The sequence below is a fragment of the Arthrobacter sp. EpRS71 genome, from assembly GCF_001512285.1.
Taxonomy (GTDB): Bacteria; Actinomycetota; Actinomycetes; order Actinomycetales; family Micrococcaceae; genus Arthrobacter.
Map to the genome: position 1 here is coordinate 899,953 of NZ_LNUV01000006.1, position 26,143 is coordinate 926,095.

The window sequence follows — 26,143 nt, forward strand, 5'->3', positions numbered from 1 at the left end:
AGTTAATGCCGATGTTCGGCTAATGCCACTGGTCGGCGCGAACACTGGCGTTAACTGTCGCTTGCCGGGCCTGTCGTACAGGTATCCATGGGGTTTTCCACATAGATAACTTTGGGCCTGATGTTCGGACAAGGTCGCTGGAAGAGTACCTTTATGGACGGAATTCGGCGATCGCAGCGGGCAACAGTGGCTTCGCCGCCGCATGTTCCTGCCCGTGACCTGGCTTCTACACCCACCGGGACGGTTGCGTCTGGAGTGCCAGTTAGCGGACGGGGCGTCCGGGAGCTCATCTTTGAGCTGGGGTCACGTCCGATCACCGCCGATAGCTCGGCGCTGATCGATGAGTTACGCGATCTTGAAGACCTGACGTCTGCCATTTCAGCCCGGCAAGCCCGGGTTGCAGTGGCGTTTGACCTGGCGCAGCGGGGCGAGCAGGCCCGTGCAGGGGTTCCCGCGGCTGAGCGAGGGACGGGTGTTGCTGCTCAGGTGGCCATGGCGCGACGCGAGTCGCCTCACAAGGGATCGAGACTCTTGGGGCTTGCCAAAGCGCTGGTCAAGGAGATGCCGCGAACCCTGGCAGAGCTGGAGTCGGGCCAGTTGAACGAGTGGCGGGCTACGTTGCTCGTGAAGGAAACAGCCTGCCTGTCCGTTGAAGACCGGGCCGCGGTGGACGAGGAACTGGCCCCGGACGCCGGAACATTCGACGGGGCCGGAGACAAGGCCATCATCGCCGCTGCAAAAGCCGCCGCGTATCGCCGTGACCCGAGGTCAGTGGCGCAACGAGCAAGCCATGCCGCCACGGAACGGACAGTCAGTCTGCGTCCTGCTCCGGACACCATGACGTACCTCACCGCACTGCTCCCGGTCGCCCAAGGGGTGGCCGTTTATGCCGCGCTGACCCGGACGGCTGATTCTGTCCGCTCCAGTGGGGATGAGCGGACCCGCGCCCAAGTCATGGCAGACACCCTGACCGAACGTGTTACCGGCACCCCGGGTGGTGTCGCAGGTGTCAACCTCAACCTCGTCATGACCGATCGCACGCTCTTTCAGGGGGACCCCGAGCCCGCGCGGCTCGAAGGCTACGGAATCGTCCCCGCGGAATGGGCAAGGGCACTTCTGGTTGATGAACAATCCGGGTTTGAGGATCAGGTTCATCGGGGCCGCGAGGGCGGGGAACGCAGAGAGGGCAGGGAAAGCAGAGCGGGCAGGGAACGCAGAGAGCGCACGGAACGCAGCGAATTTGCAGTGCTGATCCGCCGCCTCTACACCGCTCCCGGCAGTGGCGAGCTCCTGGCCATGGACTCAAAAGCACGATTCTTCCCGCAGCGGTTGCGGAGCTTCATCCACATCCGGGACAACACATGCCGTACCCCTTACTGCGATGCGCCCATCCGGCACATCGACCATGTCATTCCCTGGCATTCAGGAGGCAGCACACATCTCAAAAATGGGGCCGGGCTGTGCGAAGCCTGCAACCACACCAAGGAGACTCCGGGCTGGACCGCAAAGAGCATGCCCGGTGATGTGCACACGATCCGCGTCAGCACTCCCACCGGGCACAGCTACAAATCCAAAGCGCCACCGTTGCCGGGGCGCAAGCCCACACGCCTCACAAACTAACGTGCCTTCACCATTGGCATTTGCGCGGTCTCGTCCACCAGTTCGGCCCGTCGCAATCCGCCGCCGCGGACCCACAGCTTGTACGCCACGAACAGCAGCACCAGCCAGGTGCCACCAACGTACAAAGCAATGCGGGTGTCCTCGAAGACGCCCAGGATCACGATCACCATGGCCATGAACGCCATAGTGAGGATGGATGCAAAAGGCCACAACGGCGAACCGAATTCCGACGCTGGCAGACCCTTGCGCTTGATCTCCCGCTTCATCGCAACGTGCGAAGCAAGGATCATCACCCAAACCCACACGGTGGCAAAGGTTGCGATGGATGCGATGAGCACGAACACGTCCTCCGGAATGACCGCGTTCAGGACCACGCCCACCAGCAGAATGCCGCCCATCATCACCACGGTCATCCACGGAACGCCGTGGCGGGAGATTTTGCTGAAGCTCTTGGGAGCGTGTCCCTGCTGAGCCAGCCCGAAAAGGATGCGGCCAGCGCCAAAGATGTCGCTGTTGATCGCAGAAAGAGCAGCCGTGATGACCACGGCGTTGAGGATGTGCGGTGCGGCAGGAATCCCCAGACCATCGAAAATCTGCACAAACGGACTTCCGCTGCTGCCGATCTCGTTCCAAGGGAAGATGCTCATCAGCACGCCCAGGGTGAGCACGTAAAACAACAAGACGCGGACCGGCACAGTATTAACGGCCTGCGGGATGACCTTCTTGGGGTTCGTGGCCTCGCCTGCCGTGATGCCGATCGTCTCGATGCCGCCGAAGGCAAACATGACGACGGCGAACGCGGCCAAAAGCCCTTCGAAACCGTTCGGGAACAAGCCGCCGTGATTCACCAGGTTCCCCAGCCCCGGTGCCACGCCACCGCCGTCGCCGGTTTGGAAGCCGAACACGATGATCGCTGCTCCGCCGACGATCATGGCGATAATCGCCACCACCTTGATGAGCGAGAACCAAAACTCGAGCTCCCCGAACACCCTCACGCTCAGCAAATTCATGGCGCCAAGGAACAGGATGATCGCAAGCACCCAAATCCACCGGTCCACCTGCGGGAACCAGAAACCCATATAGATACTGAAGGCCGTGACGTCCGCGATGGCCACGATCGCCATCTCGAACACGTACGTCCATCCAGTCACAAAGCCCGCGAACGGTCCCAGGTACTTGGAGGCGTACTGGCCGAAGGACCCGGACACAGGGTGTCGGACGGCCATCTCACCGAGCGCACGCATCACCATGAACACGGCAGCGCCGCCAATGATGTAGGCCAGCAGGACGGCAGGGCCGGCTTTCTGGATGGCGGAGGCGGAGCCGTAGAAAAGGCCGGTGCCGATCGCGGATCCGAGCGCCATGAAACGGATATGACGGACGTTGAGGCCTCGGCTGAGCGCCGTACCCGCGGCTTGGAGGACAGAGCTCTCCGTAGCCAGCTTGGTTTGTTGCATAGTAAAACCTTCTCGTCTTTGGGAGGGGATCGCTATCCAGCAGATCACTTTTGAAGCCCTTGTGATGGGACTCACGGCGGTTTGGTGTCTTTGATCGCAGACAGTCCGGTTGCGATGATTTTCGCCGTGGTCAAAGTCATAGTCCTGAGTCGGATAGGATGACCGCGGACAGCTCGTCACCGGTCAGGCATCCCTCGCATCTGCGTCGCCCCCATTGAACTCCGTGCTGCCGTCGCATCCGTTATTTGGGGGACCCTTGTTTTCTGCATTCCGCGCCACCCGGCTCCGTGGTATCGCTGCCCTGATTGCCGTTGTAGCTGGGGCTTCTCTGCTCTTCGCTGCTCCCGCCCAGGCCTACGACATTCCTGATTTTGAGGTGCCGCACGCCGCTCAGGCTCCGGTCCCGTTCGTGGAGCGGGCCACTGATACTGCCGGCGTTGTTGAGCTGTGGACGACAGGGGGCCCTGCAACCCGTGCCGCCGCTGCTGCTGCGCTGGCGGGCGGCGCGGACACCATTCAGGCATTTCTCGACGCCGGACAAGACGCTCCGCTTGCGGCGGACCGCAAGCAGTTGGTGACCGAGCTGACGACGCGGGGGAGTGCGCATGTTCGCTCGAAGGCCAAAGGGATCCTGGCCGCGAATGATGCCGCGCTAATTGACGGGTTCCTCGCCTCCGGTTGGGAGAGCACTTGGAACGTTGACCTTCGCACGGTTGCCACGTATTTCACTGAGTACAAAAACGTCCTCGTCCAGCGCGAGGCTCAGAAGAGCCTTGACGCAGGCCGGCAAGCAGTCGAGGACTTCGTCCTGAATGGATGGATAGCCGAGGCCAGGGTGTCGGACCGTCAGGCCACGTACGCGCTGATCGCCTCGTCCAACCCCGCGGTATCAGCCGGCGCGAAAGCTGCTCTTGCCACCACCGAGCCCGACCCCGATGCTGCGAAGGTTGCCGATTACCTCCGCTACGGCCAGTTCGTCGCAGCCGGTCATTACACAGAATTCTCCACGGTCTCTGGCCTCCTGCAGCAGGTCAAAGCCGACATCACAGCCAACCCCTTGGGTTCGGCCGGAGTCGCAGACCGCGCGCAAGCCGCCGTCGTTACTGCCCGGGGCGCAGCTGTTAGCGCCAGGGAGGCCGACGAGAAGCGCCTGCTGGCCGACTGGAAGTTTCTGACATCGCAGGCTGTCCCGCGCCAGGCAGCAGACAACAACGCCTTGGCCGACGAGAAGCCGCTCAAGGAAGCATTCTCCAAGGCTGCCAAAGAAGTGCCCGGGCTGCTTGCTTCCGTGTCCCATCCGGGGGCGGATCTTGACGCGCTGATCAACGAAGCCCGCCAAGCCACCGTGGATCTGGCATTGGTGGGAACTCCTGCGGTCAAGAAGGCCGCGGAGGCGGCTCTGCTGGGTGGCGACGCCGCGATCAAGGACTTCATCACCGCAGGGCACGATGCTGCGATTGAGCTGGATGAAGCCGCAATGGTCGCGGATCGGCAGCGTGCTTTCCAGTACCAAGCCACGGGTGGCGAGTATGAAAAGAAGGCTGCCACCGAGGCCTTAAGGTCCACCAGCCACGCAGATGTCCGCTACTTCCTGGAGTACGGCTACGCTGACGCCCAGGAATTGGACAACCGGATTCTGGCCTACCAAACCATGGACGACGCCGGTTTGGAGCTTCGCGCCGCAGCGAACGTTGCGCTGGATGGCAGTCGCGCCGACGCCCAGGTATTCGCCACGGCAGGCCAGTTCGCCGCACTGGAGCGGGACAACGCAACCACCGAACATATCGCCTCGGTTGATGCCATGCTCACCGAGCTCGCGGGGTTGGCGGATAAAGCAGCCGTCGACGCCGGTCAAGCGGCTGACGCTGCCAAGGCCGCGGAAGCGGCGCGCCAGGCAGAAGCAGCGCGCCAAGCCGAAGCTGCACGCCAGGCCGAAGCTGCCGCGGCCACTGCTGGTGGGCAGGCCGGGCAGGCTGCAGCCGGCCAGGTCGACGTTTCGCAACACTCCGGAGCCGGGGTGGCCCCGATCGTGGTTCCTTGGCCGCGCGACTATGCTCCCGCCGTCGGGCTCGCCGAAACGGGTACGCCAGCCGAAACGGCCGCAACATCTGCCGCCACTCCGTCGGCCATGCCCAGTATCTCGGTGCCGCCGGCCGCGTCAGCTGACAAGGATGCCGCGTCCGTTGATTCGCAATCGCAGGAGGCGGCCACCCCGTTGGCCGTTTCGTCTGCAGGCATGAGCGGCTGGACTATCGGGCTGATTGTGGCGCTGGTCTTGGCTGCCGCCGGAGCCATCACGTTCCTGCTTCGGCGTAAGGGTGCAGCTTCCGCGTAAGGGTTGCTGCCGGGGCCCGACGTAGCGCGGCTCCCGCAAGCCACGGGTCCGGCATCCCAGACACCGATCAATGATTCCGCGCTGGTGATTGGCCTGCCGAGGGTGCACGCTTGAGTACGGGATACCGGACAGCTCCGGTATCCCGCAAGCAGCCGAGCAGCGAGGAACCATGACAACGACGCCAACCGCATCAGGCAAAGCCACGTCCAAAGTTCCGGCCGCGGAAAACACGCTGCGCATCTTGAAACTGTTGGCTTCGCGCCGCGGTCCCATGGCGGCGTCGAACATCGCCACCGCGCTGGGCCTGCCGCGATCCAGTGTGTATCACCTGCTTGGCGTCATGGAGGCGAACGGGTTTGTCCTGCATTTGCACGAGGAGCAGCGCTACGGCCTGGGCATCAGCGCGTTCGAACTCAGCTCGGCGTACTCGCGTCAGGAACCCCTGTCCCGGCTGGGACGTCCCATGCTCGCTTCCCTCGTGGACGTGATCGGTGAGAGCGCCCACTTGGCGGTGCTCCATGGCCGGGATGTTCTTTACATCGTGGAGGAACGCGCCAAGAACCGCCCCAGCCTGGTGACCGACGTCGGGGTCCGCCTGCCCAGCCACCTCACGGCGTCGGGCCGAGCGATCTTGGCCGCCCTGCCAAAGTCGCAGGTCCGCGCGCTCTATCCGAATGCTGCCGCCTTCACCTCGCGGCACGAGGTGGAGTTCCCCATCATGAAGTATTCGGCGTTGTCGTCGCACTTGGACCAAGTACGGCAGCGTGGCTACGCCACGGAAAACGGCGAAATCACGCCGGGATTCTGTTCTATCGCGGCCGCTGTGACGGACCATGTTGGATGGCCGACGGCGGCAGTGGCCGTGACGTTCTTGGAGGACAAAGTGCCGGCTGAGCAATGGCCGGTTCTGGCTGCGCGCATCCGCAAAGCGGCCGACGAACTGTCGGTGCGAATCCACGGGCGGCCCGGGGCCTGATATGGCATTTAGTCCCGCTCGCTGGCTTCCTTCTCGACCAGTTTCCTGAAGGTCTCCAGCTCGCCTCGGAAGCTGCCTTTGTAGGAACCCAGGGAGAAAAGCCTGCCGAAAATCCCGGCGATGAATCCGCGGGTGACGAACTCTTGGTCGATGCGTGTGCCCTGGCCCTCTGCCGTAAATCTCACATCTGAGTCGCCCTTCAGGATCGCATTGCCGAAACGGGTGCGGATGTGACGTGGCGGATCTGCGGCGAGGATTTCGGTGGGGCTTGCCATGCGCCCGAACCACACTGTGTAGCGGCTGCCGGCCTGGTTGGGCGGACCGACGCGATCGGTGACGCGGGTGACTCCTCCGATCCATTCGGAGAACCGATCCAGGTCCGTCCACACCGCGAAGACGCGCTGGGGCGGCGCCGCGACGAGTGTTGACACCCGGTACGTTGCCATAGGTCCAGCATGCGCTCATTGTCGAGAAAATGCGAGAGGTGGAGCGTGTCTGTAATACCGGACAGCACCCTTCCAAAAGCCGTTCCGACCGCTCGATAAAGGGGCTTTAGTAGAAGCAGAAGATCTTTCCACCCACTACTTCCCACAGACGAAGGAGTCACCATGGCACCCGCCGATTTCACCACTGGTGCCCGTCCGGTCAAGGCCGCCCGGGGTACTGAACTTACTGCCAAGTCGTGGCAGACCGAAGCCCCGTTGCGAATGCTGATGAACAACCTGGACCCCGAGGTCGCAGAGCGTCCGGACGATCTGGTGGTTTACGGCGGAACCGGCCGCGCAGTCCGGTCCTGGGCCGCCTTCGATGCGATCACCCGGACGCTGGAGACCATGGAGAAGGACGAGACCCTCCTGGTGCAGTCGGGCAAGCCGGTGGGTGTTTTCCGCACCCACGAATGGGCTCCGCGGGTGCTGCTGGCCAACTCCAACCTGGTGGGGGACTGGGCAACGTGGCCCGAGTTCCGCCGCCTCGAAGCGGAGGGCCTGATGATGTACGGCCAGATGACGGCTGGTTCCTGGATCTACATCGGTACCCAGGGCATCCTGCAGGGCACCTACGAAACCTTTGCCGCCGTCGGGAACAAGCTCGCAGCCGAGGGTCGTCACCCGGCGCCTGCCGCTGAAGGCTCACATGAAGGTCCGCTGGCGGGGACACTGACCCTGACCGGTGGCTGTGGCGGCATGGGCGGCGCGCAGCCGCTGGCCGTCACGCTGAACGACGGTGCCTGCCTGATTGTGGACGTAGACGAAACCCGCCTGCGTCGCCGCGCCGGCAAGCGCTACTTGGACGAGGTTGAAACGGACTTGGATACCGCGATCGCCAAGGTCCAGAAGGCCAAGGATGAGCGCCGGGGCTGGTCTGTTGGCTACGTCGGCAACGCTGCAGAGGTGTTCCCGGAACTCCTCCGCCGCCACAAGGCCGGGGAGATCACCTTCGATGTGGTGACGGACCAGACCTCCGCTCATGACCCCCTTTCCTACCTGCCCGAGGGCATCTCGGTGGACGAGTGGCACACCGAAGCCGAAGCCGATCCTGAAGGGTTCACCAAGAAGGCACAGGCTTCCATGGCCCGGCACGTGCAGGCCATGGTGGAATTCCAGGACGCCGGTGCCGAAGTTTTCGATTACGGCAACTCCATCCGTGACGAGGCCCGCAAGGGCGGCTACGAGCGTGCGTTCGAGTTCCCCGGCTTCGTCCCGGCGTACATCCGTCCGCTGTTCTGCGAGGGCCTTGGCCCGTTCCGCTGGGTTGCCCTCTCAGGTGACCCCGAGGACATCGCCGTCACGGACAAGGCCATCAAGGAGCTCTTCCCGGAGAACAAGCACCTCCACAAGTGGCTCGACGCTGCTGCGGACCGTGTGGAATTCGAGGGCCTGCCGGCACGTATTTGCTGGCTCGGATATGGCGAACGCGCCAAGGCCGGCCTGCTGTTCAACCAGCTCGTGAAGGAGGGCAAGGTCAAGGCCCCGATCGTGATCGGCCGTGACCACCTGGACTCCGGTTCCGTGGCCTCCCCGTACCGGGAAACCGAGTCCATGGCTGACGGTTCCGATGCGATTGCTGACTGGCCGTTGCTCAACGCCCTGATCAACACGTCCTCCGGTGCCACCTGGGTGTCCATCCACCACGGCGGCGGCGTCGGCATTGGCCGGTCGCTGCACGCCGGACAGGTTTCCGTCGCCGACGGCACCGACCTCGCCGCGGAAAAACTCGAACGACTCCTGACCAACGACCCCGGCATGGGCGTCATCCGCCACGTCGACGCCGGTTACGACCGCGCCGTCGAGGTCGCCAACGAACGCGGCGTCCGCATCCCCATGAATGAGAAGTAAGAACAATGACTATTACCTCCAACGAACAGCTCACCGTCACCCTCGGCTCCAGCGGGGTGACCCCGGAAGACGTCGTCGCCGTCGCACGCCACGACGCCAAGGTGACCATCTCCCAGGAAGCCCTGGACAACGTTGCCAAGGTCCGCGCCCACATTGACGATCTGGCTACCAGCGATGTCCCCGCCTACGGCATTTCCACTGGCTTCGGCGCGCTGGCCAACCGCCACATCCCCAACGACCTCCGCACGCAGCTGCAGAAGTCGCTGATCCGCAGCCACGCCGCAGGCATGGGCCCGGCTGTTGAACGCGAAGTGGTCCGCGGCATCATGTTCCTCCGCGCCAAGACCTTGGCCTCCGGCCGCACAGGTGTCCGCCCCGTGGTCCTGCAGACCATGGTGGACGTCCTCAACGCCGGCATCACCCCGCTGGTCCGCGAGTTCGGTTCGCTCGGCTGCTCCGGCGACCTCGCGCCGTTGTCCCACTGCGCCCTGGTCCTCATGGGCGAAGGCGAAGCAACAGGTCCCGACGGCGAACTGTACGGAACCGCTGGCAAGCCGCCGGTTGCTGAGCTGCTCGCCCAGCATGGGATCGAGCCGGTCACCCTCGCCGAGAAGGAGGGCCTGGCCCTCGTCAACGGCACCGAGGGCATGCTCGGCATGCTGCTCATGGCCATCGCTGACATCCGCATGCTGCTTGCGACGGCGGACGTCACCGCGGCGCTCAGTGTTGAGGCCCTGCTGGGTACAGACCAGGTGTTCCTGCCGGAGCTTCACGCAGCACTGCGGCCCCACCCCGGCCAGGCAGCCAGCGCGGACAACATGCTCCGTGTGCTGTCCAACTCGCCCATCGTGGCGTCCCACCGGATCAACGACACCAAGGTGCAGGACGCCTATTCGCTGCGTTGCGCCCCGCAGGTTGCCGGTGCTGTCCGCGACACCGTGGACCATGCAGCGCTGGTCGCTTCCCGCGAACTCGCAGCAGCGATCGACAACCCGGTGGTCCTCCCGGATGGCCGCGTCACGTCCAACGGCAACTTCCACGGCGCCCCCGTGGCTTACGTCCTGGACTTCCTGGCCATCGCCGTCGCGGATCTCAGCTCCATTGCCGAGCGCCGCACGGACCGCATGCTGGACCCGGCCCGTTCACACGGTCTCCCGGCGTTCCTCGCTGCCGATCCCGGAGTCGATTCCGGCCTGATGATTGCCCAGTACACGCAGGCCGGTTTGGTGTCGGACAACAAGCGCCTGGCTGTTCCGGCATCGGTGGACTCCATCCCGAGCTCCGCCATGCAGGAAGACCACGTATCCATGGGCTGGCACGCTGCCCGGAAGCTGCGCAAGTCCGTGGAGAACCTCCGCCGGGTGCTCGCCGTCGAGCTCGTCACCAGCGCCCGCGCAATCGACATGCGCACGCACATGTCCGACGGCGAACTCACCCCGGGTCCCGCTGGCACAGCCGTGCTTGAGGTGCTTCGCGAGGTAGTTCAGGGGCCGGGAACCGACAGGTTCCTGTCACCGGAACTGGAAGCGGCTGACCGTTTGGTTGGCTCCGGCGCGGTCCGTGCGGCCGCCGAATCCGCCGTCGGGATTTTGGCCTGACGTCGAATAAAGCGCTCATCTGATGGGCATATTTGTCACGTCCCGGTCTTTGTTCGCAACGCAATCACCGGGGCGTGGCAAATGTAGTAGAACTTATGGTGTACGTCACGTCCACGCCAACGATGTCGTGGGCTTGACGGTCAACCGTTCAGATAACTCAATACACAACAGAGAACATCCACAAAGGGGTAGAAGTTCAATGAAGGCACGCGGAGCAGTCCTGTCCAGGCGAAGCGCTCACACGGCTACGGTTACCGACTGGAAGATGCTGAAAGTCGGGGAGCAGGTGGAAGTGGTGAAGTACGCCCACGTGATCGCCGCTGGTCGGGTCGAGGAAATTTCCAGCAGTGGAAACGTGGTGTGGCTTGAGCATTCGGGGCCCGGCGTCACCGAAGAGGGCAAAGAACTGTTCATGAAGTCCGACGGCGTGACTCTCCGCCGGGCGTAGGCGGCGGTACCGCCGAGGTACGTGTTAACAGAAACCGGGGCTCGTTCCCTTCCGCGGGTAGTAGAAGCGGAAAGGAACGGGCCCCGGTTTTTGGCGTCGCTGCCTCAGAGTACGTTGGCTGTATCAGGCGGCGAGGACTTCGCGGGTCTGACCGAAGGGAACGGATTCGTCCAGAGCCACGGTGTAGGTGCCGGGCTCGTGCCGGGTCACCAGAATGCCGCAGTTAGCGTCTGCTGCTGCGTTTTCGATCAGGGCGTCCACGGCGCGGTCGAGTCCGTCGTGGATTTCGTCTGCCTTGGAAAAAGACAGGCGAATCTCGCGTTCTGCAATCATTGCAGGGGTCATTGGGGGCCTCCTATTACGTGTCGCATGCGAGGGCGACCCATCAATCATAGTCGGTAGGAACCGAAAATTTGTAAGATGACTGGCAGGCGAGTGATCCACGTCTCATCGAAAGCGCGGCACCATCCATAGGCTCAACGCCAGCGCACGAGGGGTGTGCCGTCGGGTCCCCGAGACGTGGTGGCGGGATTCGAACCCGCGTGCGCTGCTTTGCAGGCAGCTCCCTGGCCTCTCGGGCACACCACGTGCCAACGACACTAGACGCCCCTTCGCGGCCCGATCAACGTTCATTTCCCCGGCTTGCGCAGGGCTACGAAGCGTTGCCGCAAGTTGCTGCCTGTGACCTCGGAGACGCCCTCATGCGACTCAGTACGAAGCAGGGTGGTCCGCTCCTCGGCGAGAGCCTTCACGTCCCTGTGCCGCCAGCTGTGAAACTCCCGCAGCAAGAAGCAGCGTCAGGATGGCGGCAGCCATGTGCGTGTACAGCAGCAGGTGAACGTTGCCTCCACTGGCGGCAGCCCCAACGGGTATGTCCGTCAGCGCCTGGCCGCCGTGCGGGTGGTCCAAGAACCCTGTTCCCGGGAAGTAGCCTCCGAAAGCATCGAATCCCCAGTGCAGCATCTGCTGGGCCACCCCGGACACCAGCAGCAAGAGCAGTGGCCCGTGGATCCAACGGGACATGACTTGTGCAGCCAAAGCACCCATGGCGGCGAAGGCCACGAGGACAGGGACGGCCGGAGCGCTACCACCAGCCAGCATGTGCGCTGCCAGTCCCAGAGTCACAGCCACCGGCCCGGCTACCCAAGCCCACTTGTCCTGCACAGGAGTTGCGCTCATTGCCGTCCTTCCCTCCCCACAGGCTAAGCGGAACAGGGCGGCTGGAAAAGGGGTCGCGAAATCTAGGCGAGCAAGGTGTTGACCAAGCGGGCCGCAACCTTCGCGGTCCTGGAATCAACGTCGAACTCCGGGTTCAGCTCGGCGACGTCCACGTGGAGGAGTTTCCCGCTTGCAGCCACCTGGCGGCAGATCGCGCTGATCACCGGCAAAGGCACGCCATACGCGGCAGGCGCGCTCACGCCGGGAGCCACCGAGGCCGGCATCACGTCAAGGTCGATGGTCAGGTACAGCACATCCACTCCGGCCAGGAAATCAGCGACGAATACCTCTGCTGCCTCGGGCGAGCACAGTTCATCGAGCAGGTATTTCACGCCCAGCCGGTTGGCGGTGTCGAAGAGCGTTCGGGTGTTGTTCGGCTCAGAAATTCCGACGACGGCGTACTGCAGTTCGCGCCCGGCGGCAGCCTCCGCGTTGGCCATCTGCAGGAACGGCGTACCCGAGCTCGGCGTCGGCTCATCGCGCAGGTCAAAGTGGGCGTCCAGGTTCAGCACACCCAGCCGCTTGCCGCGCACCGCTTCTGAGCCGGCCACACCGAGGTAGCTGGCGAAGGCGGTCTCGTGGCCTCCACCCAGCACCACGGTGAGATTTCCGGCGTCGAGCAGTCCCGAAATGGCGCGTCCGGCGCGCTCTTGGCCCGCCTCGAGTGAGTCGTCCTCCACCACCACATCACCGGCGTCGAACACGTCACGGTCAAGGTGGAACGCCAACGGACCCAGCGCCGATCGGATGGCGGCCGGAGCCTTGGCCGCGCCTACACGGCCCTTGTTGCGGAGGACGCCGGCATCGCTGCAGAAACCCAGCACGACGGCGGGACGCGCGGCTGCTGAGGCGGCTGCGGACGTGTGCGGGGTGATGGCCTGCCACCAGCGGCGGTGCTCGGCGCCGTCCCCATCAAAGCGGCCGGTCCACGGGGTGGGAATGACGTCTACGGTGGGGGCACTGGTTTCCATGCTTCAAGCACACCCGAACATGCCGGCGAAAACCAGTGATCCAACGCCGGGAGTGTCTGAAACCCCGGACTTGCCTACTTGACGCCCAGCAGCTCTTCCACGGTTCCGATGCCGAAGAACAGCAGGAAGGCGGCAGCCACAGCCCACATGAGCGGGTGGACTTCGCGGGCGCGGCCCTGGAAAGTGCGGATGAGGACGAAGGAGATGAAGCCTGCGCCGAGGCCGTTGGCAATCGAGTAGGTGAACGGCATGAGGGCGATGGTCAGGAACGCAGGAATTCCAACGCCCCAGTCCTGCCAGTCGATCTTGCCCACCTGGGAGACCATCATGAAGCCCACAACCACCAGGGCGGGGGCGACGGCCTCGAAGGGAACCAGGTTGATCAGCGGCGTGAAGAACATGGCCACCAGGAAGAGCGCACCGGTGACAATCGAAGCCAGCCCGGTCCGTGCGCCTTCGCCAATGCCGGCGCCGGATTCAACAAAGATCTGGTTGGAGGAAACAGAAGCGCCGCCGCCCACAATCGCGCCGAGGGCGTCCACTTGGAGGACCCGGTCCACGTTGGGGATGTTCCCGTCCTTGTCCACGGTGCCGGCCTCGTTGGCCAGGCCCACCATGGTGCCCATGGCGTCGAAGAAAATGCTCAGGAGGATCACGAAAGCCAACAAAGCTGCACCGATGAAACCGAGGTGCTCAAAGGCGCCGAACGGATTGGCTTTGCCGATCAGGGACAGGTCCGGTGCGCCCCATTCGCTGAGCTTGGGCGCCACCAAGGACCAGCCGCGGGGATTGACGTTGGTGCCATCAAAGCTCGGGCCAATGTGGAGCGTGAACTCGAGGATCGCGGCCAGGGCCGTGGAAACTACGATGCCGATCAGGATGGCGCCACGAACCTTCCGGACCACCAAGGCGATGGTCAGGATCAGGCCCACTGCGAACACCAGGGTGGGCCAGCCCAGGAGCTTGCCGTCCACGCCCAAACCGAGTGGGACGGTGGTGCCGGCAGCGTCGGGGATGCGGCGCACGAATCCGGCGTTGACCAGGCCGATCAGTGCAATGAAGAGGCCAATGCCCACAACGATCGCCGTCTTGAGGGCTTCCGGGACCGCCTTGAACACGGCAGTACGGAAACCGGTGAGCACCAGGATGAGCATGGTGACACCGGACAGCACCACCAGGCCCATCATGTCAGGCCAGGTCAGGCCGGGGTGCGAGGCAACGGTGACAGCGACGAACGCGTTGACGCCCAGGCCCGTAGCCACCGCGAAGGGGTGCTTGGCCCAGGCGCCCATGAGGATGGTCAGGATGCCGGCCACGAACGCCGTGGTGGCTGCCACGGCGGTGAAGCCCAGCGATGCGCCACTTGAGTCGGGCCCGGAGAGGATCAGGGGGTTCAACACCACGATGTAGCTCATGGCGAAGAAGGTCGCGAAACCGCCACGGATTTCCCGCGAATAGGTGGATCCGCGTTCGGAGATCTTGAAGTAGCGGTCTACTGCAGAACCTTGTTTCAGCATGAAGGTCTCCGGGGATCGAGGGGAGTTTGCTCTCAAATCCTATGTTGTCCGGTGCGGGCCCTCCCAACGATTCGCCTAGTCTGTAAGGAAGCCAACACTAGGAGAAACCGCCCCATGCGTACCATCCGTCCGCTTCTGGCCGCCGTCGTCGCCGCTTTTGCTTTTGCTTCCGCCCTGCTGTTTTCCGCGGCGCCGGCGTCCGCGCACGACGTCGCTGAATCAACCACGCCAGCCAACGGTGCAAGCGTGGCGGAAGTCCCGGCGTCGGTTTCCATTACGTTCAACAACCGCCCCCTCGCCATCGGTTCCGGTGTAACCGTGACGGCTGGCGGCGAGAACTGGGCGGACGGTCCGGTCGAGATTATCGACAACCAGGCTGTTCAGAAGCTTCGCGAGGGCGCCCCCGCAGGCGAGTTCACGGTGGTATGGCGTGTTGTCAGCTCCGATTCGCACCCCATTGAGGGCACCTTCACGTTCACGGCCGCCGCGGGAGGATCGACGACGGCGAGTGGTACGGCAGGTGCCTCACCGGCGGCGTCAGCGTCGTCGGCCGCGGTTCCCACCGCTGGCACCGCCGCGCCCGGCACGGCCGGTAATAATGAGCCGGCAGCCGACGCCTCCCAGCCCTTCCCGTGGAGCATTGTTGGGCTGGCTGTTGTCGCTGTGGGTCTCGTTATTTATCTCGCCGTTACCGCAAGGAAGAAATTGGCGGCTTCAAACGACGCTGACGCCAATACTCCCGCGGAATAACGCGGTTTTCTACGTAGCTGCGAATATCTCGAATCGGTTACCGCGACACGCCGGACGCCCACTTCCCGTTACTTAAATGTGACTTCGGGGGAATCATCGCGTACGGTAGTACCTGTGCCTGTTCCACGTAGCGGGCACTTCCGGCCTGATTGCCTAGCTCTGCCGCAGTCCGGAATCCGTTCGCAGACAAACCTACGGCAGAGACGGGGAACCCAATTTAGGTCGCTTTCGAGCGTGCCTTGGGGTGAAGTCACGAAGCTTCCGCTGAACAGCGGGGGATAGTGGCCGGGTGACTCCCATCCGAATCCGACAGCTAACCTCGCAGGCATCGGGAGAGGCTCTTTCATGTCTTCACGCATTCTTCGCGGCCGTCGTAAGGCGGACAGCGTACGTCCTAATCCGTTCATCTCCATTTCGAAGGCAGTGGCCAGCAACGCTTCCGGCGCTGGTCGTCAGGCAGCTGTTATCGCAGCAGCCTCGGGCCTCGTTTTGACCGGCTCCATTGCTGCTCACGCAGCTGAGACCCCGGTTCAGCGCGATTCCAGCCCCGCTACGGTCGCTGAGACCGTATCCGAGGCACCCACCAAGGTTGTTACCGCCCTGTCGACGGCTACCGTCAACTTCGAGCGTCCCGCCGTTGCTTCCGTAGCAGCCCCGGTCATCGAAAAGCCGGCTCCTGTTGTTCAGGCTCCCGTGGCCAAGAAGGCCGCCGTTGCCACTGCCGCTGCAAAAGCTCCCGTCGCCGCTCAGGCTGCGGCTGCTCCTGTGGCTGCCGCACCGGCCGCCGCTGCTCCCGTAGCTGCTGCCCCCGCCGCTGGCGGAGTCAACGCAGCCATGGTTGCTTCGGCTTACGCACAGATCGGCATCTTCCAGGACTGCACCGCCATGGTTGAGAAGGCCCTTGGCTCCGCAGGCATCCCGGTAGGCGACCTCGGTCCCATGCAATTCATGAACTACGGCAAGGTCGTTAGCGCGCCCCAGCCCGGTGACATGATTGTTCAGTCCGGCCACGTTGCCATCTACATCGGCAACGGACAGGCCATCAGTGGCGGCATCAACGGCAACCAGACGGGCATCCACCCCATCAGCTGGTTGACCGCAACGGGTCCCCTGACCTACGTACGCGCTGGCGCATAAAGCCTCACGCTTAGTTCAAAGGCCGGTACCTCTTCGGAGGTACCGGCCTTTGGCGTTAAGTTCTGTTCGGAAAAGTTCACCGCGTTAAGTCCGACGCCGGATGGCGCGCCTAAGCGGCGGGGATGGCTGGCTCGGCTGCTGCGGGCCTGGCCGGCTCGGCTAGTGGGGTGCTGCTAGGCGATGGCGATGCCGGGGCCCGGCGGCAGGGCAACCTTTGAAGAGATCGCCTGGCCCACTGCCTTGGCTTGCCGCAGCACTTCCTTGGGAGACGGCGTAATGAGGTCTCCGACGCCCACAAGGTGCATGCCCACGGCCCGCATGGCTGCGGCAAGATTCTGGCCCACTGCTATGCCAAGTTCGGCAAGCATGCGCCGCAACTGGCTCTGGGCGCAGCGCGTGACTACTACGTGGTCCGCCAGGAGCACGCCGTGGGCTGTGTGGACAGCCCACTGGCGGGGGTTTGATTCAAGGGGGCCGGAAGCATGGAGCCCGGTCCTCAGGCCCGCCGTGGTCATACTGGCCACCAGGCCATATCCGATCTGCCGGGAAGGATCCGATCCCAGGAAATCAAGGCGGACGGCACGGGTGGTGTTGCGAACGTCCAAGTGGTGGTTGGTGGCGTAGTTGCGCAGGTGGCGGAGGATTTCATTGCGTTCCTGCATTGCTGCGGGATCTGCGGAGTCAGTGCGTTGAAGCATGCCTGTGTGGACGGACGGTCCTGGAGCGGACAACGCCCCGAACCCGTCCACAACGATTGAACCCACGCCGTAACGGCTGAGTTCGCTGGCAACTGCCAAGCCGGACAGGCCGGCTCCGATGACCACGGTGGTGGTGCGTTCCGTGGCGGAATCAGGCGTGAGTGACACTGCTTGGTTCCTCCTTGACGTGTGTGCCTTATGGCAGCGCGTGGGATCGCGTCCGAGTTCCCCAAGCGGCCGCAAATAAATGGCCGGGGCGTGTGTTGTGAAACACCCTCGCCGGCCATTCGGTGACTCGAACACTACCGAACTTTTTCGGCCATGGATAGCCTCTCCGGCGGCGCGTTTTGTCTGTTCGTCGGGAGCGCAATATCGACGGCCTGGAACCGAGCCCTGACCGTTATGCACATAGCCCAATCTCGTCTTGATTCGCCATTGCTGACCGAGAATAGTGAGCATTGGGAGCAGGAATTTCAGAGTTTCTCCTGCCCCGGCCATTGACAATGGAACAGTCAGAGAGTTTTACGCCGGGAACCTCTGGCAGAATAGCCGGAACATCAAGCAGTAGGTGGAGAGGCAGGCCCCCATGGACCAGCACGGTAGACACAGTGAAGAGCCACAGGACGGCCAGGACCAGGTTGTGGAACCAGGTGGCATCGTCGTCGGAGTGGACGGTTCAGAGCATGGTCAGTGCGCCTTGGTCTGGGCTGCACGGGAGGCGGAGCGCCGTCAGCTTCCGCTGCATATTGTCACGGCTTACTCCGTGCCCATTTTCGCGGCCTCCGGCTTGGACGGTGGCTACGCAACAGTTGACGATTCCGTCATCCGCGAGGGCGCGGATGCGATCGTTCGCCAAGCCCTGGACAAAGTCTCCGGATACGCCATCGACGTTGATGCATCCGTGGAAAACGGCGATGCTGCTGGTGTCCTGTTGGATCTTTCCGAGGAGGCTGCGCTGCTGGTCTTCGGCAGCAGGGGACGCGGCGGGTTCGTCGGACGTCTGCTGGGCTCTGTGAGCAGTGCCTTGCCCGCGCACGCCAAGTGCCCCACGGTGACGGTACCGCTCTATTGCGCCGACCGGCTGGGCGAGAACACCGAGGACAAACACGTCAAGGCTGAGCACGCCAAGTCCGGTCCGCGGACCGTGGAAAATGTGGTTGTCGTCGGCGTAGACGGCTCCGAACAGGCTCGCGTTGCCGTGCTCGAGGCTGCCGAGCAAGCTCAGCGCATGGGGGCCAAGCTCCGCGTTATCTGCGCTGTTCCTCAATACAGCGGTTCCCTGGCGTGGGTTCCGGCTCCGCTGGACCGGGATGCGCTGTTTGCCGATATCAGGGTCCAGCTTGATGCGGGTGTCGCTTGGCTCAGAAGCCACTTCCCCTCACTGACCATTGAGACGGATCTCCGTGATGGCTCGCCGGTTGATGTTCTGGTGGAAACAAGCCGCAGCGTCGAATTGGTAGTTCTGGGCACACGGGGCCGCGGTGGATTCGCCGGAATGCTGTTGGGTTCAACATCGGACGGAGTCCTGCACCACGCCAAGGGCCCTGTGCTGGTTGTTCCGGACCGGGACGATCCCCGGTTGGCTGACCGCCACAAGTTCGGGCCCATGCTCGGCGCTGCCTGAGTCGGAGCCCGTTTCGTCCATGGACAAGAAGCAGCGGGGGACCGTTGGTATGGAAAACCCTCAACCCTGACGGAGATCAGGCGTGCTGGTGTGATTCGTGCTCGGAGTGGCTCACAGGCTCCAACTGGAAAGTGCAGTGCTCGGTGTCGAAGTGCCGGCCCAGGCAAGATCCCAGTTGATCGAGGATGCTGTCCGCCCCCGTGGCGTTGAGGACGTCATCTTCCACCACCACGTGGGCGGAGAACACGGGCACCCCGGAGGTGATGGTCCAGATGTGGATGTCGTGTGCGTCTACTACACCGTCGACAGCCAGGATGTGCTCGCGGATCATGTTCACGTCCACGCCCTTGGGGGTGGCTTCCAGGAGTACGTCCACCACGTCACGCAATAGATGCCAGGCCCGCGGAATGATCATCAGGGCAATGAGCACCGATGCCAGCGGGTCAGCAGCACTGAATCCGGTGGTCATGATCACCACGGCCGCCACGATGACCGCGATGGAGCCAAGGAGGTCGCCGAGGACCTCCAGATAGGCGCCGCGGACGTTGAGGCTTTCCTTCTGTGCCCCCTGCAGGATCAGTAGTGAGACGAGGTTTGCCACCGCACCCAAAATGGCGGCCCACAGCATGACGTCCGTATGGATTTCCGTGGTCTCGCCGAAGCGCCGGATGGCTTCGATCATGATCACCACGGCGATGACTATGAGGATCAGAGCGTTGGCCAGAGCAGCCAAGACCTCGGCCCGCTGGTATCCATAGGTCCGCTGGTCGCTCGCCGGACGGGTAGCGATCCACGCCGCCATGAGGGCTATGAAGACACCAGCGGCGTCGGAGAGCATGTGGCCCGCATCGGCCAGCAAGGCCAAGGAACCGGACACGACGGCGCCAACCACCTGGATGCCCACCACCCCTAAGGTGATGGCCAGGACGGCGATAAGCCGCTTCCGATGCTTGCCGGTTGCTGTGACTCCGTGGGAGTGGTTGTGGTCGTGCCCCATGCCTCTAAGGCTAGCCCCAGCCGAGCTCATGCAGGCGGTCGTCATCTATCCCGAAATGGTGAGCTATCTCATGCACCACGGTGATGGCCACCTCATCAATAACCTCCTGGCGGGTGCTGCAGATGTTCAGGATGGGTTGACGGAAGATGGTGATCCGGTCCGGGAGGGAGCCTGCCTCCCACCAGGAGTCGCGTTCAGTCAACGGAACGCCCTCGTAGAGGCCCAACAACACGGTGTCTGGATCTTCGCCGGGCTGCGGCGTGTAGTCGTCCTCAATGAAGATCGCCACGTTGTCCATGGCACTGGCCGCTTTGGGCGGAATCAGCTGCAGGGCGTCGCTGACGGCTTCCTCAAAGTCCTCGGGCGACATCTCAAAAGGACCCGAAAAATGGCCTTCATCACCAGGCCTGTTTTCGACAGGACTGTGTACTTTTTCGACAGGACTGTGCACTGTGTTCCGTTCCCGGAGCGGCGAGTCCCGGAGCGGTGAGGAGGGGCGCTCGCCGTCGGGAACTATGGGCAGGCCGGGAGGAAGATTCGCGGGCATGATTCGACTTTAGTCCGCCAACGCAGCAATGGCTCCGTGCGTGATGGGAGATACTGAACTCAATCCTCCTTTCGACAGACACAGGAACCGCATGACCGGCACCGCTTCCCTCACACCTGAGCCCCTCGACGTCGTTGTTGTGGGTGAGGCCTTGATCGACATCGTCCAGTCGACGGACGGGCAGAAGGAGTACCCCGGCGGTTCGCCGGCGAATGTTTCCTATGGCCTTGGACTGTTGGACGTGAAAACGGGCCTGCTGACAGCCATTGGCCGCGACGCGCGGGGTGATGCCATCGCTGCGCACCTGCAAAAAGCGGGTGTGGTGTTGTTGCCCGGATCCATGTCCGCAGGGAAGACCGCGACGGCGACAGCCCGGATAACCGCCGATGGCTCCGCGGATTACACCTTCGATATCGACTGGGCGCTGGCTCCACTGGCTTTGCCCTACGCGCCCAGAATCCTGCACACAGGGTCCATCGCCACGTTCCTGGAACCCGGCGCAAGCGTGGTCCGGAGCTTGCTGGAGCAGGCCCAAGGCGGATGCATGGTCACCTACGACCCCAACATCCGGCCCGACCTCCTGGGAAGTCACCACGAGGCGCTCTCACTGTTCGAGGAAATCGTGCCCCTGACGGACGTCGTCAAACTCAGCGGCACCGACGCCCGTTGGCTCTACCCCGGCAAGGCGCTTGAGGACACCGCGAACCACCTCCTGGCCCTTGGTACGGGGCTCGCCGTGGTGACCCAAGGGGTCAATGGCTCGCTCATGGCCACCCGGCACATACAGCTCAACGTCCCGGCCGTCCCGGCCACGGTGGCGGACACCATCGGCGCCGGCGACTCCTACACGGCGGCGCTCATCATGGGACTGCTACTGCGCGGCAGCGACGGGATGGCCCCAACCGTGCTGGAGCGGATCGGAACCATTGCCTCCATGGCTGCTTCCATTGCCGTTGGCCGCCCAGGTGCCAACCCGCCCACGCACCGCGAACTTCTGATGGGTATGGCCCGCTAGCTGCGGGGCTGTCGGGGCTGTCTGGTTTGCCGCCGCGTCAATCCGACGCCGATGAGGCAGACTATGCCGCCGATCAATCCCCAAATGGTGGGGATCTCTTGGAGTACCGCCCACGAAATCAAAATGGTGGTGCCCGGGACGAGGTACGTGGTGGCGGCCAGCTTTCCGGCCGAGATCAGGGATAGCGCGTACGCCCATGTGGTGAACGCTATGGCTGTGGGGAAGATGCCCAAATACACCAGGCCCAGCGTCGCGGGGAGCGGTGCCGCTTGGACCTCGGCAATCAGCTGACCTGTCCACGGCAGGCAGCAGATGGCACCCACCATGATCCCGAACCACGTCGCCTGTCCTGCCGTGAACTTCCGGAGCACGGGCTTCTGCAGGATCGCGCTCACCGAGGCGAGTACAGCGGCAAGCAAGCACAACAGCGCACCGGCGACGTCCGCCGTCGAGCGCTGTCCTGAACCCAGCGCAATCATGGCGACGCCGCAGAAGGCCACGCCGCTGCCGATCAACAGCCAGCGCGGGAAGCCCTCCTTGAGGAAGATGCCGGCAAGAATGGCGATGAGGATGGGTGAGACGTTGATCAGCATGGCGCTGGTGCCGGCGTCGAGCATGTGTTCCGCGGCGTTCAGCGCCACGTTATAACCGCCGAACCACATCACCCCGTAAGCAACGATTGGCAACCATTCCCGGCCGCTCGGCCAGACCTTCAAAGTCGGCAGCACCACGATTCCAAGGACGACGGCGGCAACCGCCAACCGTCCCAGCGTCAAGGAACCGGGGGAGAAGCTGGGGCCGACTGCCCGGATGCCCACGAAGGCCGACGCCCACAGGACCACTGTGATGATGACGGCCGCGATGCCGAGTTTGCTGATGGCTGCGCCCGGCGCGGGGGTGATGCGCGGGGTCGAGCCCGGGGAAGGCTGGCCGGGTTCGGCCGGGGTGGTGGTTGTCATAGGGCAAATGTATCCGGCATGCAGCGGGGGCGGCTGGCGGTTTTCGGACGCGTCAGGACAAGATCCTGCCAATGTTGGGCTGCAGCCGCCGGGGCGTCCGCCGAGGGGTGAGCTCCCGACCCTTTGGGTGCTTCTTTCCCTTGAGATCCCGCCCCTCGGCGGTGACCGGATTTGTGGTCCGGGACACTGCGCAAACCTCGATTTGGGAATATCGCCATCTATGCTCTAAAGTTTTAGAGTCCAGTTCGGACGAGCGAGACACGGAAAGAACGCGTAAAGCGTCCCTTTTCTTTGCGAAATCCGAATTGAGTTCAGGCCCCCATCGTCTAGCGGCCTAGGACACCGCCCTTTCACGGCGGCGGCACGGGTTCGAATCCCGTTGGGGGTACGCAAGGAAGTGGTAAACCGGATGAAAAAAGTCTGGTAAGCTAGAAGCCTTGAAAAAAACGCGGTAGAGATACTGCAAACGCAAGGCCCTGTAGCGCAGTTGGTTAGCGCGCCGCCCTGTCACGGCGGAGGTCGCGGGTTCAAGTCCCGTCAGGGTCGCTCTGAGCGCCGAAGAAATTCGGTTCTCAAGGTGACATGTCACCTAGGCTCTGTAGCTCAGTTGGTAGAGCGTTCGACTGAAAATCGAAAGGTCACCGGATCGACGCCGGTCGGAGCCACCACTGGGAAGCATCAGTTCTTCGGAACTGGTGCTTTTCTTCTTTAATGCGGTTGGCGCGACGATTCCCGGGGCTCAGCTGTAGTTGGTGGCCAAGCAAGTCATGCTCAGGACCAAGGGCGATCATGATCGTCGGTGCCGTGTCGAAGCGAGGGTATGGCGGGCTCAGTTCCGACAGCCCGCCACGTCCCAACCAGGCCACTATGCCCAGGATTGATCCCGGTTGATGCATGCGCCATCTATCTGAATTGAGGTCACCCGGTTCTTCATACCCATTGAAGCCAAATTGACGCGTTCTCCCCCGTAAGTAGCCCATGCCTCGCCAGTGCAGTTGGCTCCGTCGTAGATGTTGGCTCCGCCTGGGGTGTTGTTGATGAGTGACGCGGCATTGTTGTTGACTTGAACTCCCCAGCCGTTCGCGCCAACTGGGCCATCGGTGAAGAGTTCGTTGCTCAGGCTGGCATCACTGTAGACGAAGTCGGCCCGTGCCCCTTCAAAGTTGCTGTTGAAGTAGAGGCACACACGGTTTGCCGGGCAGGCTTTGCCCGTACCCGAGGCGGTAGCCGCAGGTGCCCCCGCCAGCAGTGACGTTGCTGCGAAGCCAAGCAGAGCGCCGGCACTTGCGATCTTTGAGGCGAGTTTCATGGTTTTGCTCCTTTATCGGGGATGTAGTTGACCGTCCGGTTTCGCCGAACCTTGTTTGCGTATCCTCGCGCACGGCTGAGGCATTCGCGATGGGGTGAACTACCCCGATGACAGATCACCGCTGATGTGTGGGGCCAGCAAATTCCGAGGGGCGGCTGCCTTACCTGGGGGTCACAGCCACTGGAGATGGTCTGTTCAAGGGCTTCATCCGTGTCTGGCTGATGGAGTTGGCATGTAGACGTGTGAGGACTGGGCCTAGCCGGGATCCGTGCCGGGGCAGCCCCAGGAGTTGGGGTTTTCTTGGCAGGTGTCGGCGACGAGTGCTTTTTCTGTTTTCCAGACGTGGATGGTTTTGGTGGGTGTGGTGATGTCGAGGGTGCCGTTGATGGGTAGTGGTGGGCCGTTGTTGACGGAGTAGGTGCCGGTGAAGCTGGTGGTGATGGTTGCTGGGTAGTTGCCGGTGTTGGTGTAGATGTGGCTGGTGCGGGTTTGGTTGGTGAGCCATTCGGTTTCGGGGATGGGGTAGCCGGCGGCGGGTGTTGGGCCGAGGGTGGTGCCGTCTCCGAAGCTGTAGCTGTAGTTGGTGGGTGTGGCGGTGAGGTGGACTTTTTGGCCGAGGATGGTGAGGTCGAAGGTTTGTTCGTTGGTGGTGGTGTAGAAGTTGGTGGGTCCGCCTTTGAGGGTGTGGGGGAAGGGTTGGGCTTCGAGGGTTCCGGGGTTGATGGGTAGTTGTCGGAAGTCGTTGAGGATTCGGGCGGCGATGTTGGCCAGGACGTTTTCGGGTTGGGGGTCGTAGAGGCAGGTGGGTCCGCTGACTGGGATCCAGTCTGTCCAGCCGGGGTTGGTGATTGCTTTGGGGGCTTCTTTCCAAATGACTGGTGTGCCTTCGTCGCCGCCGGTTGTGGTGGCGGGGCATTCGAGGGCGTCGCAGCCGGGGTCCTTGGTGTCGGGTCCGTCGGCCCGGCAGTGGGTATCGGCCATGTACTGATTCGGGTCGTCAGCTGCTGTTGCTAAGGACCCAGTTGTTGGCTCAGCCTTACCGGTCAGGGGATTGAATATGAACGTGGCCCCGACTTCTATCTGCCGTTCACGCCTGTCCGCGGTCACGCGTGACTCGTCGGCGTGGGCGGCAACGGGCGAGGACATGAACAGCAACACGACGAGAATCAAGAGGCCGACACGGGAAACGAATATCCGCATGGCTAACCTACGATCGATCCATAGTCGGTGACCCGCCAAGCGCCATCCGTGTACTTAGCGAAGACGGCGTCGGCGGTATTCGTTGCGGCGGAGTCTTTCTGGCCCTTGGTGCCGCCAGCATCGAAGTATTGGATTGCTTCCTGAATCACTTGCACCTTAGCTGAATAGGTGCCAGTCGCAGGGCTGTTCCATATGACTTCTATTACTGGGGTCGTGAGTTTACCGCCGGCTATCCATCTACCGTCAATGTAATTGAGGTTCACGGACTCTTCATGCGCAATGGCAACTGGTATCTCTGCGTTGGTAAGTAGCTTCCACAGGGCTAGATCGCCTGTCTCTATGGCGTAAGAGTATGTCGCGTACCAGTACCCAATAAACGCCTCCAGCCCGGCCTTTGAGTTCTCCTTCGCCAGCTCCGGCATCACGGGAACGGGCACGTTCTGCGCCTTCCCTTGTGCATCGGCGGGTTTGTACACGGCAGGCACTGACGCAGTGGCCGTGCTCCCTGACGGAGCAAGGGGAGTGGCAGCGCTCAAGGTGGGTGTCGCCGTCGTCGAGCCTGTTTGGGAGGCGGGGCTGCTCGGTGCCGAGCCGCCTTGGCAGCCGCTGAGAAGCATCGCGACTGCAAGAGCCGCCACCGCCAGCCGGGCGCGAACAACAGGTAAGGACAAGAACGTTTGGCGTGGCATGACGGGGCTCCCCAGCAGCGGTTTTGGGTGATGTGTGCGCCAGCCTAGGCGGGGCGGACAGGCGCCTCCCAGCCGGAAATTCGCGCTTGTGGATAACTTGCCTATGGCCTCCGCAACGTCTCCGACGTATTCTTGCCTCGCCGGCTTGTCATCGCACGCATCTTATTGGGGGAAATATGTTTACGTTCGAACGCCAACGCTTGTCCACATCCGGGCGTCTGCTTGTGGCGGCAATGCTCACGGGCATGGTGACCCTTAGTGCCTGCTCTTCTCCGGCGCCTGTCGCGGAGACGACGCCCACTGCGGCGCAGGCCTCTGAGGCGCCCGCCGCGCAGGTGTCCGCAAGCGCCGGCTCAAGCGCAGACCCCGCTGCATCCACGGGAACCGGCGGTGTCTACGGCGAGTTCACCTCCATGTCCGAGGCGTGTCTTTCGGTGAGCGCCACCATGCTGAGCGTCACCATCCTTCCGCTGGCGGCAATGGCGGGCGGAAAAGCTGAAGACATCGACAAGGCAAAGCAGGAGTTGTCCCAGATGGAGGGCAAAGTGCCCGCAGAACTGAAGCCTGCGTTCGAGAAACTCCGCACCTTCACGGAGTCCGCCGGCTCGGACTTCAGCAAATACGGCGACGGGCAGTTCGAGGAACTTATGAAGCCCATCCAGGACTGGACCGAGAAGAACTGCAAGTAGCCGACGCCGGGCGCGTTCCCTTCCCTCCGACGCTTCGCCCAAAGCGTCGGAGC

The 26,143-nt window shown here is 63.1% G+C and carries 24 protein-coding genes, 4 tRNA genes and 1 riboswitch; of the genes, 14 read left to right on the top strand and 14 right to left on the bottom strand.

Translation table 11 applies throughout. The features are described 5' to 3' along the window. The first annotated feature begins 120 nt into the window (after positions 1-120). Complete coding sequence (locus AR689_RS14445) at positions 121-1,620, top strand: HNH endonuclease (protein ID WP_062071234.1); 1,500 nt, start codon at positions 121-123, stop codon at positions 1,618-1,620. Here the strand turns inward: AR689_RS14445 and AR689_RS14450 are convergent. Beyond that, positions 1,617-3,077, bottom strand: coding sequence for an amino acid permease (locus AR689_RS14450; protein ID WP_062071236.1), 1,461 nt, complete (start codon positions 3,075-3,077; stop codon positions 1,617-1,619). The two genes, AR689_RS14445 and AR689_RS14450, sit on opposite strands and share 4 nt — an antisense overlap. A 256-nt stretch (positions 3,078-3,333) precedes the next feature. On the opposite strand from AR689_RS14450, the gene AR689_RS14455 reads away from it, so the two are divergent. Next, positions 3,334-5,412 (top strand): ALF repeat-containing protein, encoded by a 2,079-nt coding sequence (locus tag AR689_RS14455; RefSeq protein ID WP_062071238.1) that lies wholly within the window; start codon positions 3,334-3,336, stop codon positions 5,410-5,412. 169 nt (positions 5,413-5,581) lie between these two features. Beyond that, a complete protein-coding gene (locus tag AR689_RS14460; protein ID WP_062071240.1) occupies positions 5,582-6,388 on the top strand; it encodes an IclR family transcriptional regulator in 807 nt (268 codons plus the stop codon). Positions 6,389-6,396: 8 nt separating this feature from the next. Here the strand turns inward: AR689_RS14460 and AR689_RS14465 are convergent, their stop codons facing one another. Beyond that, the gene (locus AR689_RS14465) at positions 6,397-6,834 is read right to left on the bottom strand and encodes an SRPBCC family protein (RefSeq protein WP_062071242.1); all 438 of its coding nucleotides are present in this window, start codon (positions 6,832-6,834) and stop codon (positions 6,397-6,399) included. A gap of 162 nt (positions 6,835-6,996) precedes the next feature. On the opposite strand from AR689_RS14465, the gene hutU reads away from it, so the two are divergent. The 3 genes from hutU (at position 6,997) to AR689_RS14480 (ending at position 10,770) form a co-directional block, all read left to right on the top strand. After that, a complete protein-coding gene (hutU, locus tag AR689_RS14470; RefSeq protein WP_062071244.1) occupies positions 6,997-8,724 on the top strand; it encodes a urocanate hydratase in 1,728 nt (575 codons plus the stop codon). Between the two features lie 5 nt (positions 8,725-8,729). Then, entirely contained in the window at positions 8,730-10,322 is a 1,593-nt protein-coding gene (gene hutH / locus AR689_RS14475; RefSeq protein ID WP_062071245.1) for a histidine ammonia-lyase, read from the top strand. Between the two features lie 199 nt (positions 10,323-10,521). Further along, positions 10,522-10,770 carry a hypothetical protein gene (locus AR689_RS14480; protein ID WP_062071247.1) on the top strand — a complete coding sequence of 83 codons (249 nt, stop codon included), beginning with the start codon at positions 10,522-10,524 and terminating at the stop codon, positions 10,768-10,770. Positions 10,771-10,893: 123 nt separating this feature from the next. Here the strand turns inward: AR689_RS14480 and AR689_RS14485 are convergent, their stop codons facing one another. From AR689_RS14485 to AR689_RS14505, 5 genes are all read right to left on the bottom strand, one after another. Continuing rightward, a complete protein-coding gene (locus AR689_RS14485; RefSeq protein ID WP_017198995.1) occupies positions 10,894-11,115 on the bottom strand; it encodes a hypothetical protein in 222 nt (73 codons plus the stop codon). Positions 11,116-11,287: 172 nt separating this feature from the next. Next, positions 11,288-11,358 (bottom strand) — tRNA-Cys (locus AR689_RS14490). A 120-nt stretch (positions 11,359-11,478) separates the two neighbouring features. Further along, complete coding sequence (locus AR689_RS14495) at positions 11,479-11,949, bottom strand: hypothetical protein (RefSeq protein ID WP_062071249.1); 471 nt, start codon at positions 11,947-11,949, stop codon at positions 11,479-11,481. Between the two features lie 62 nt (positions 11,950-12,011). Beyond that, entirely contained in the window at positions 12,012-12,959 is a 948-nt protein-coding gene (gene hutG / locus AR689_RS14500; RefSeq protein WP_062071251.1) for a formimidoylglutamase, read from the bottom strand. 74 nt (positions 12,960-13,033) lie between these two features. Further along, positions 13,034-14,476 (bottom strand): NCS2 family permease, encoded by a 1,443-nt coding sequence (locus tag AR689_RS14505; protein ID WP_062071253.1) that lies wholly within the window; start codon positions 14,474-14,476, stop codon positions 13,034-13,036. A 114-nt stretch (positions 14,477-14,590) separates the two neighbouring features. On the opposite strand from AR689_RS14505, the gene AR689_RS14510 reads away from it, so the two are divergent. Then, on the top strand, positions 14,591-15,226 hold the full coding sequence (locus AR689_RS14510) for a copper resistance CopC family protein (protein ID WP_062071255.1): 636 nt from the start codon (positions 14,591-14,593) through the stop codon (positions 15,224-15,226). A 174-nt stretch (positions 15,227-15,400) separates the two neighbouring features. Further along, positions 15,401-15,568: riboswitch (cyclic di-AMP (ydaO/yuaA leader) on the top strand. Between the two features lie 3 nt (positions 15,569-15,571). After that, positions 15,572-16,363, top strand: coding sequence for an NlpC/P60 family protein (locus AR689_RS14515; RefSeq protein ID WP_062071257.1), 792 nt, complete (start codon positions 15,572-15,574; stop codon positions 16,361-16,363). Between the two features lie 173 nt (positions 16,364-16,536). On the opposite strand, the gene AR689_RS14520 is transcribed toward AR689_RS14515, so the two are convergent. Next, the gene (locus AR689_RS14520) at positions 16,537-17,229 is read right to left on the bottom strand and encodes an NAD(P)/FAD-dependent oxidoreductase (protein ID WP_062071259.1); all 693 of its coding nucleotides are present in this window, start codon (positions 17,227-17,229) and stop codon (positions 16,537-16,539) included. A 418-nt stretch (positions 17,230-17,647) separates the two neighbouring features. Here AR689_RS14520 and AR689_RS14525 point away from each other — a divergent pair, with 418 nt between their 5' ends. Then, the gene (locus AR689_RS14525; protein ID WP_062071261.1) at positions 17,648-18,685 is read left to right on the top strand and encodes a universal stress protein; all 1,038 of its coding nucleotides are present in this window, start codon (positions 17,648-17,650) and stop codon (positions 18,683-18,685) included. A 76-nt stretch (positions 18,686-18,761) separates the two neighbouring features. Here the strand turns inward: AR689_RS14525 and AR689_RS14530 are convergent, their stop codons facing one another. Both AR689_RS14530 and AR689_RS14535 read right to left on the bottom strand, forming a co-directional pair. Further along, entirely contained in the window at positions 18,762-19,682 is a 921-nt protein-coding gene (locus AR689_RS14530) for a cation diffusion facilitator family transporter (RefSeq protein WP_062071262.1), read from the bottom strand. A gap of 10 nt (positions 19,683-19,692) precedes the next feature. Continuing rightward, entirely contained in the window at positions 19,693-20,229 is a 537-nt protein-coding gene (locus AR689_RS14535) for a metallopeptidase family protein (protein WP_062071264.1), read from the bottom strand. Between the two features lie 91 nt (positions 20,230-20,320). Here AR689_RS14535 and AR689_RS14540 point away from each other — a divergent pair, with 91 nt between their 5' ends. Then, positions 20,321-21,244, top strand: a complete 924-nt coding sequence (locus AR689_RS14540; protein WP_062071265.1) for a PfkB family carbohydrate kinase — start codon at positions 20,321-20,323, stop codon at positions 21,242-21,244. Here AR689_RS14540 and AR689_RS14545 read toward each other — a convergent pair. After that, on the bottom strand, positions 21,241-22,203 hold the full coding sequence (locus tag AR689_RS14545) for a DMT family transporter (protein WP_062071266.1): 963 nt from the start codon (positions 22,201-22,203) through the stop codon (positions 21,241-21,243). The genes AR689_RS14540 and AR689_RS14545 overlap by 4 nt on opposite strands. 315 nt (positions 22,204-22,518) lie before the next feature. Here AR689_RS14545 and AR689_RS14550 point away from each other — a divergent pair. The 3 genes from AR689_RS14550 to AR689_RS14560 all read left to right on the top strand — a co-directional run bounded on the left by AR689_RS14550 (position 22,519) and on the right by AR689_RS14560 (position 22,871). Further along, a tRNA-Glu gene (locus AR689_RS14550) sits at positions 22,519-22,591 on the top strand. 84 nt (positions 22,592-22,675) lie between these two features. Continuing rightward, a tRNA-Asp gene (locus AR689_RS14555) sits at positions 22,676-22,749 on the top strand. A gap of 46 nt (positions 22,750-22,795) precedes the next feature. Further along, positions 22,796-22,871: transfer RNA gene (locus tag AR689_RS14560), tRNA-Phe, on the top strand. Between the two features lie 197 nt (positions 22,872-23,068). On the opposite strand, the gene AR689_RS14565 is transcribed toward AR689_RS14560, so the two are convergent. The 3 genes from AR689_RS14565 to AR689_RS23100 all read right to left on the bottom strand — a co-directional run bounded on the left by AR689_RS14565 (position 23,069) and on the right by AR689_RS23100 (position 25,401). After that, complete coding sequence (locus AR689_RS14565; protein WP_062071268.1) at positions 23,069-23,512, bottom strand: peptidase inhibitor family I36 protein; 444 nt, start codon at positions 23,510-23,512, stop codon at positions 23,069-23,071. 255 nt (positions 23,513-23,767) lie between these two features. Further along, positions 23,768-24,712, bottom strand: a complete 945-nt coding sequence (locus AR689_RS14570) for a hypothetical protein (protein ID WP_231745533.1) — start codon at positions 24,710-24,712, stop codon at positions 23,768-23,770. A 2-nt stretch (positions 24,713-24,714) separates the two neighbouring features. After that, positions 24,715-25,401 (bottom strand): DUF6318 family protein, encoded by a 687-nt coding sequence (locus AR689_RS23100; RefSeq protein ID WP_062071269.1) that lies wholly within the window; start codon positions 25,399-25,401, stop codon positions 24,715-24,717. Positions 25,402-25,577: 176 nt separating this feature from the next. Between AR689_RS23100 and AR689_RS14580 the strand changes: the two genes are divergently transcribed. Next, complete coding sequence (locus AR689_RS14580; RefSeq protein ID WP_062071271.1) at positions 25,578-26,090, top strand: hypothetical protein; 513 nt, start codon at positions 25,578-25,580, stop codon at positions 26,088-26,090. Positions 26,091-26,143: the final 53 nt, after the last annotated feature.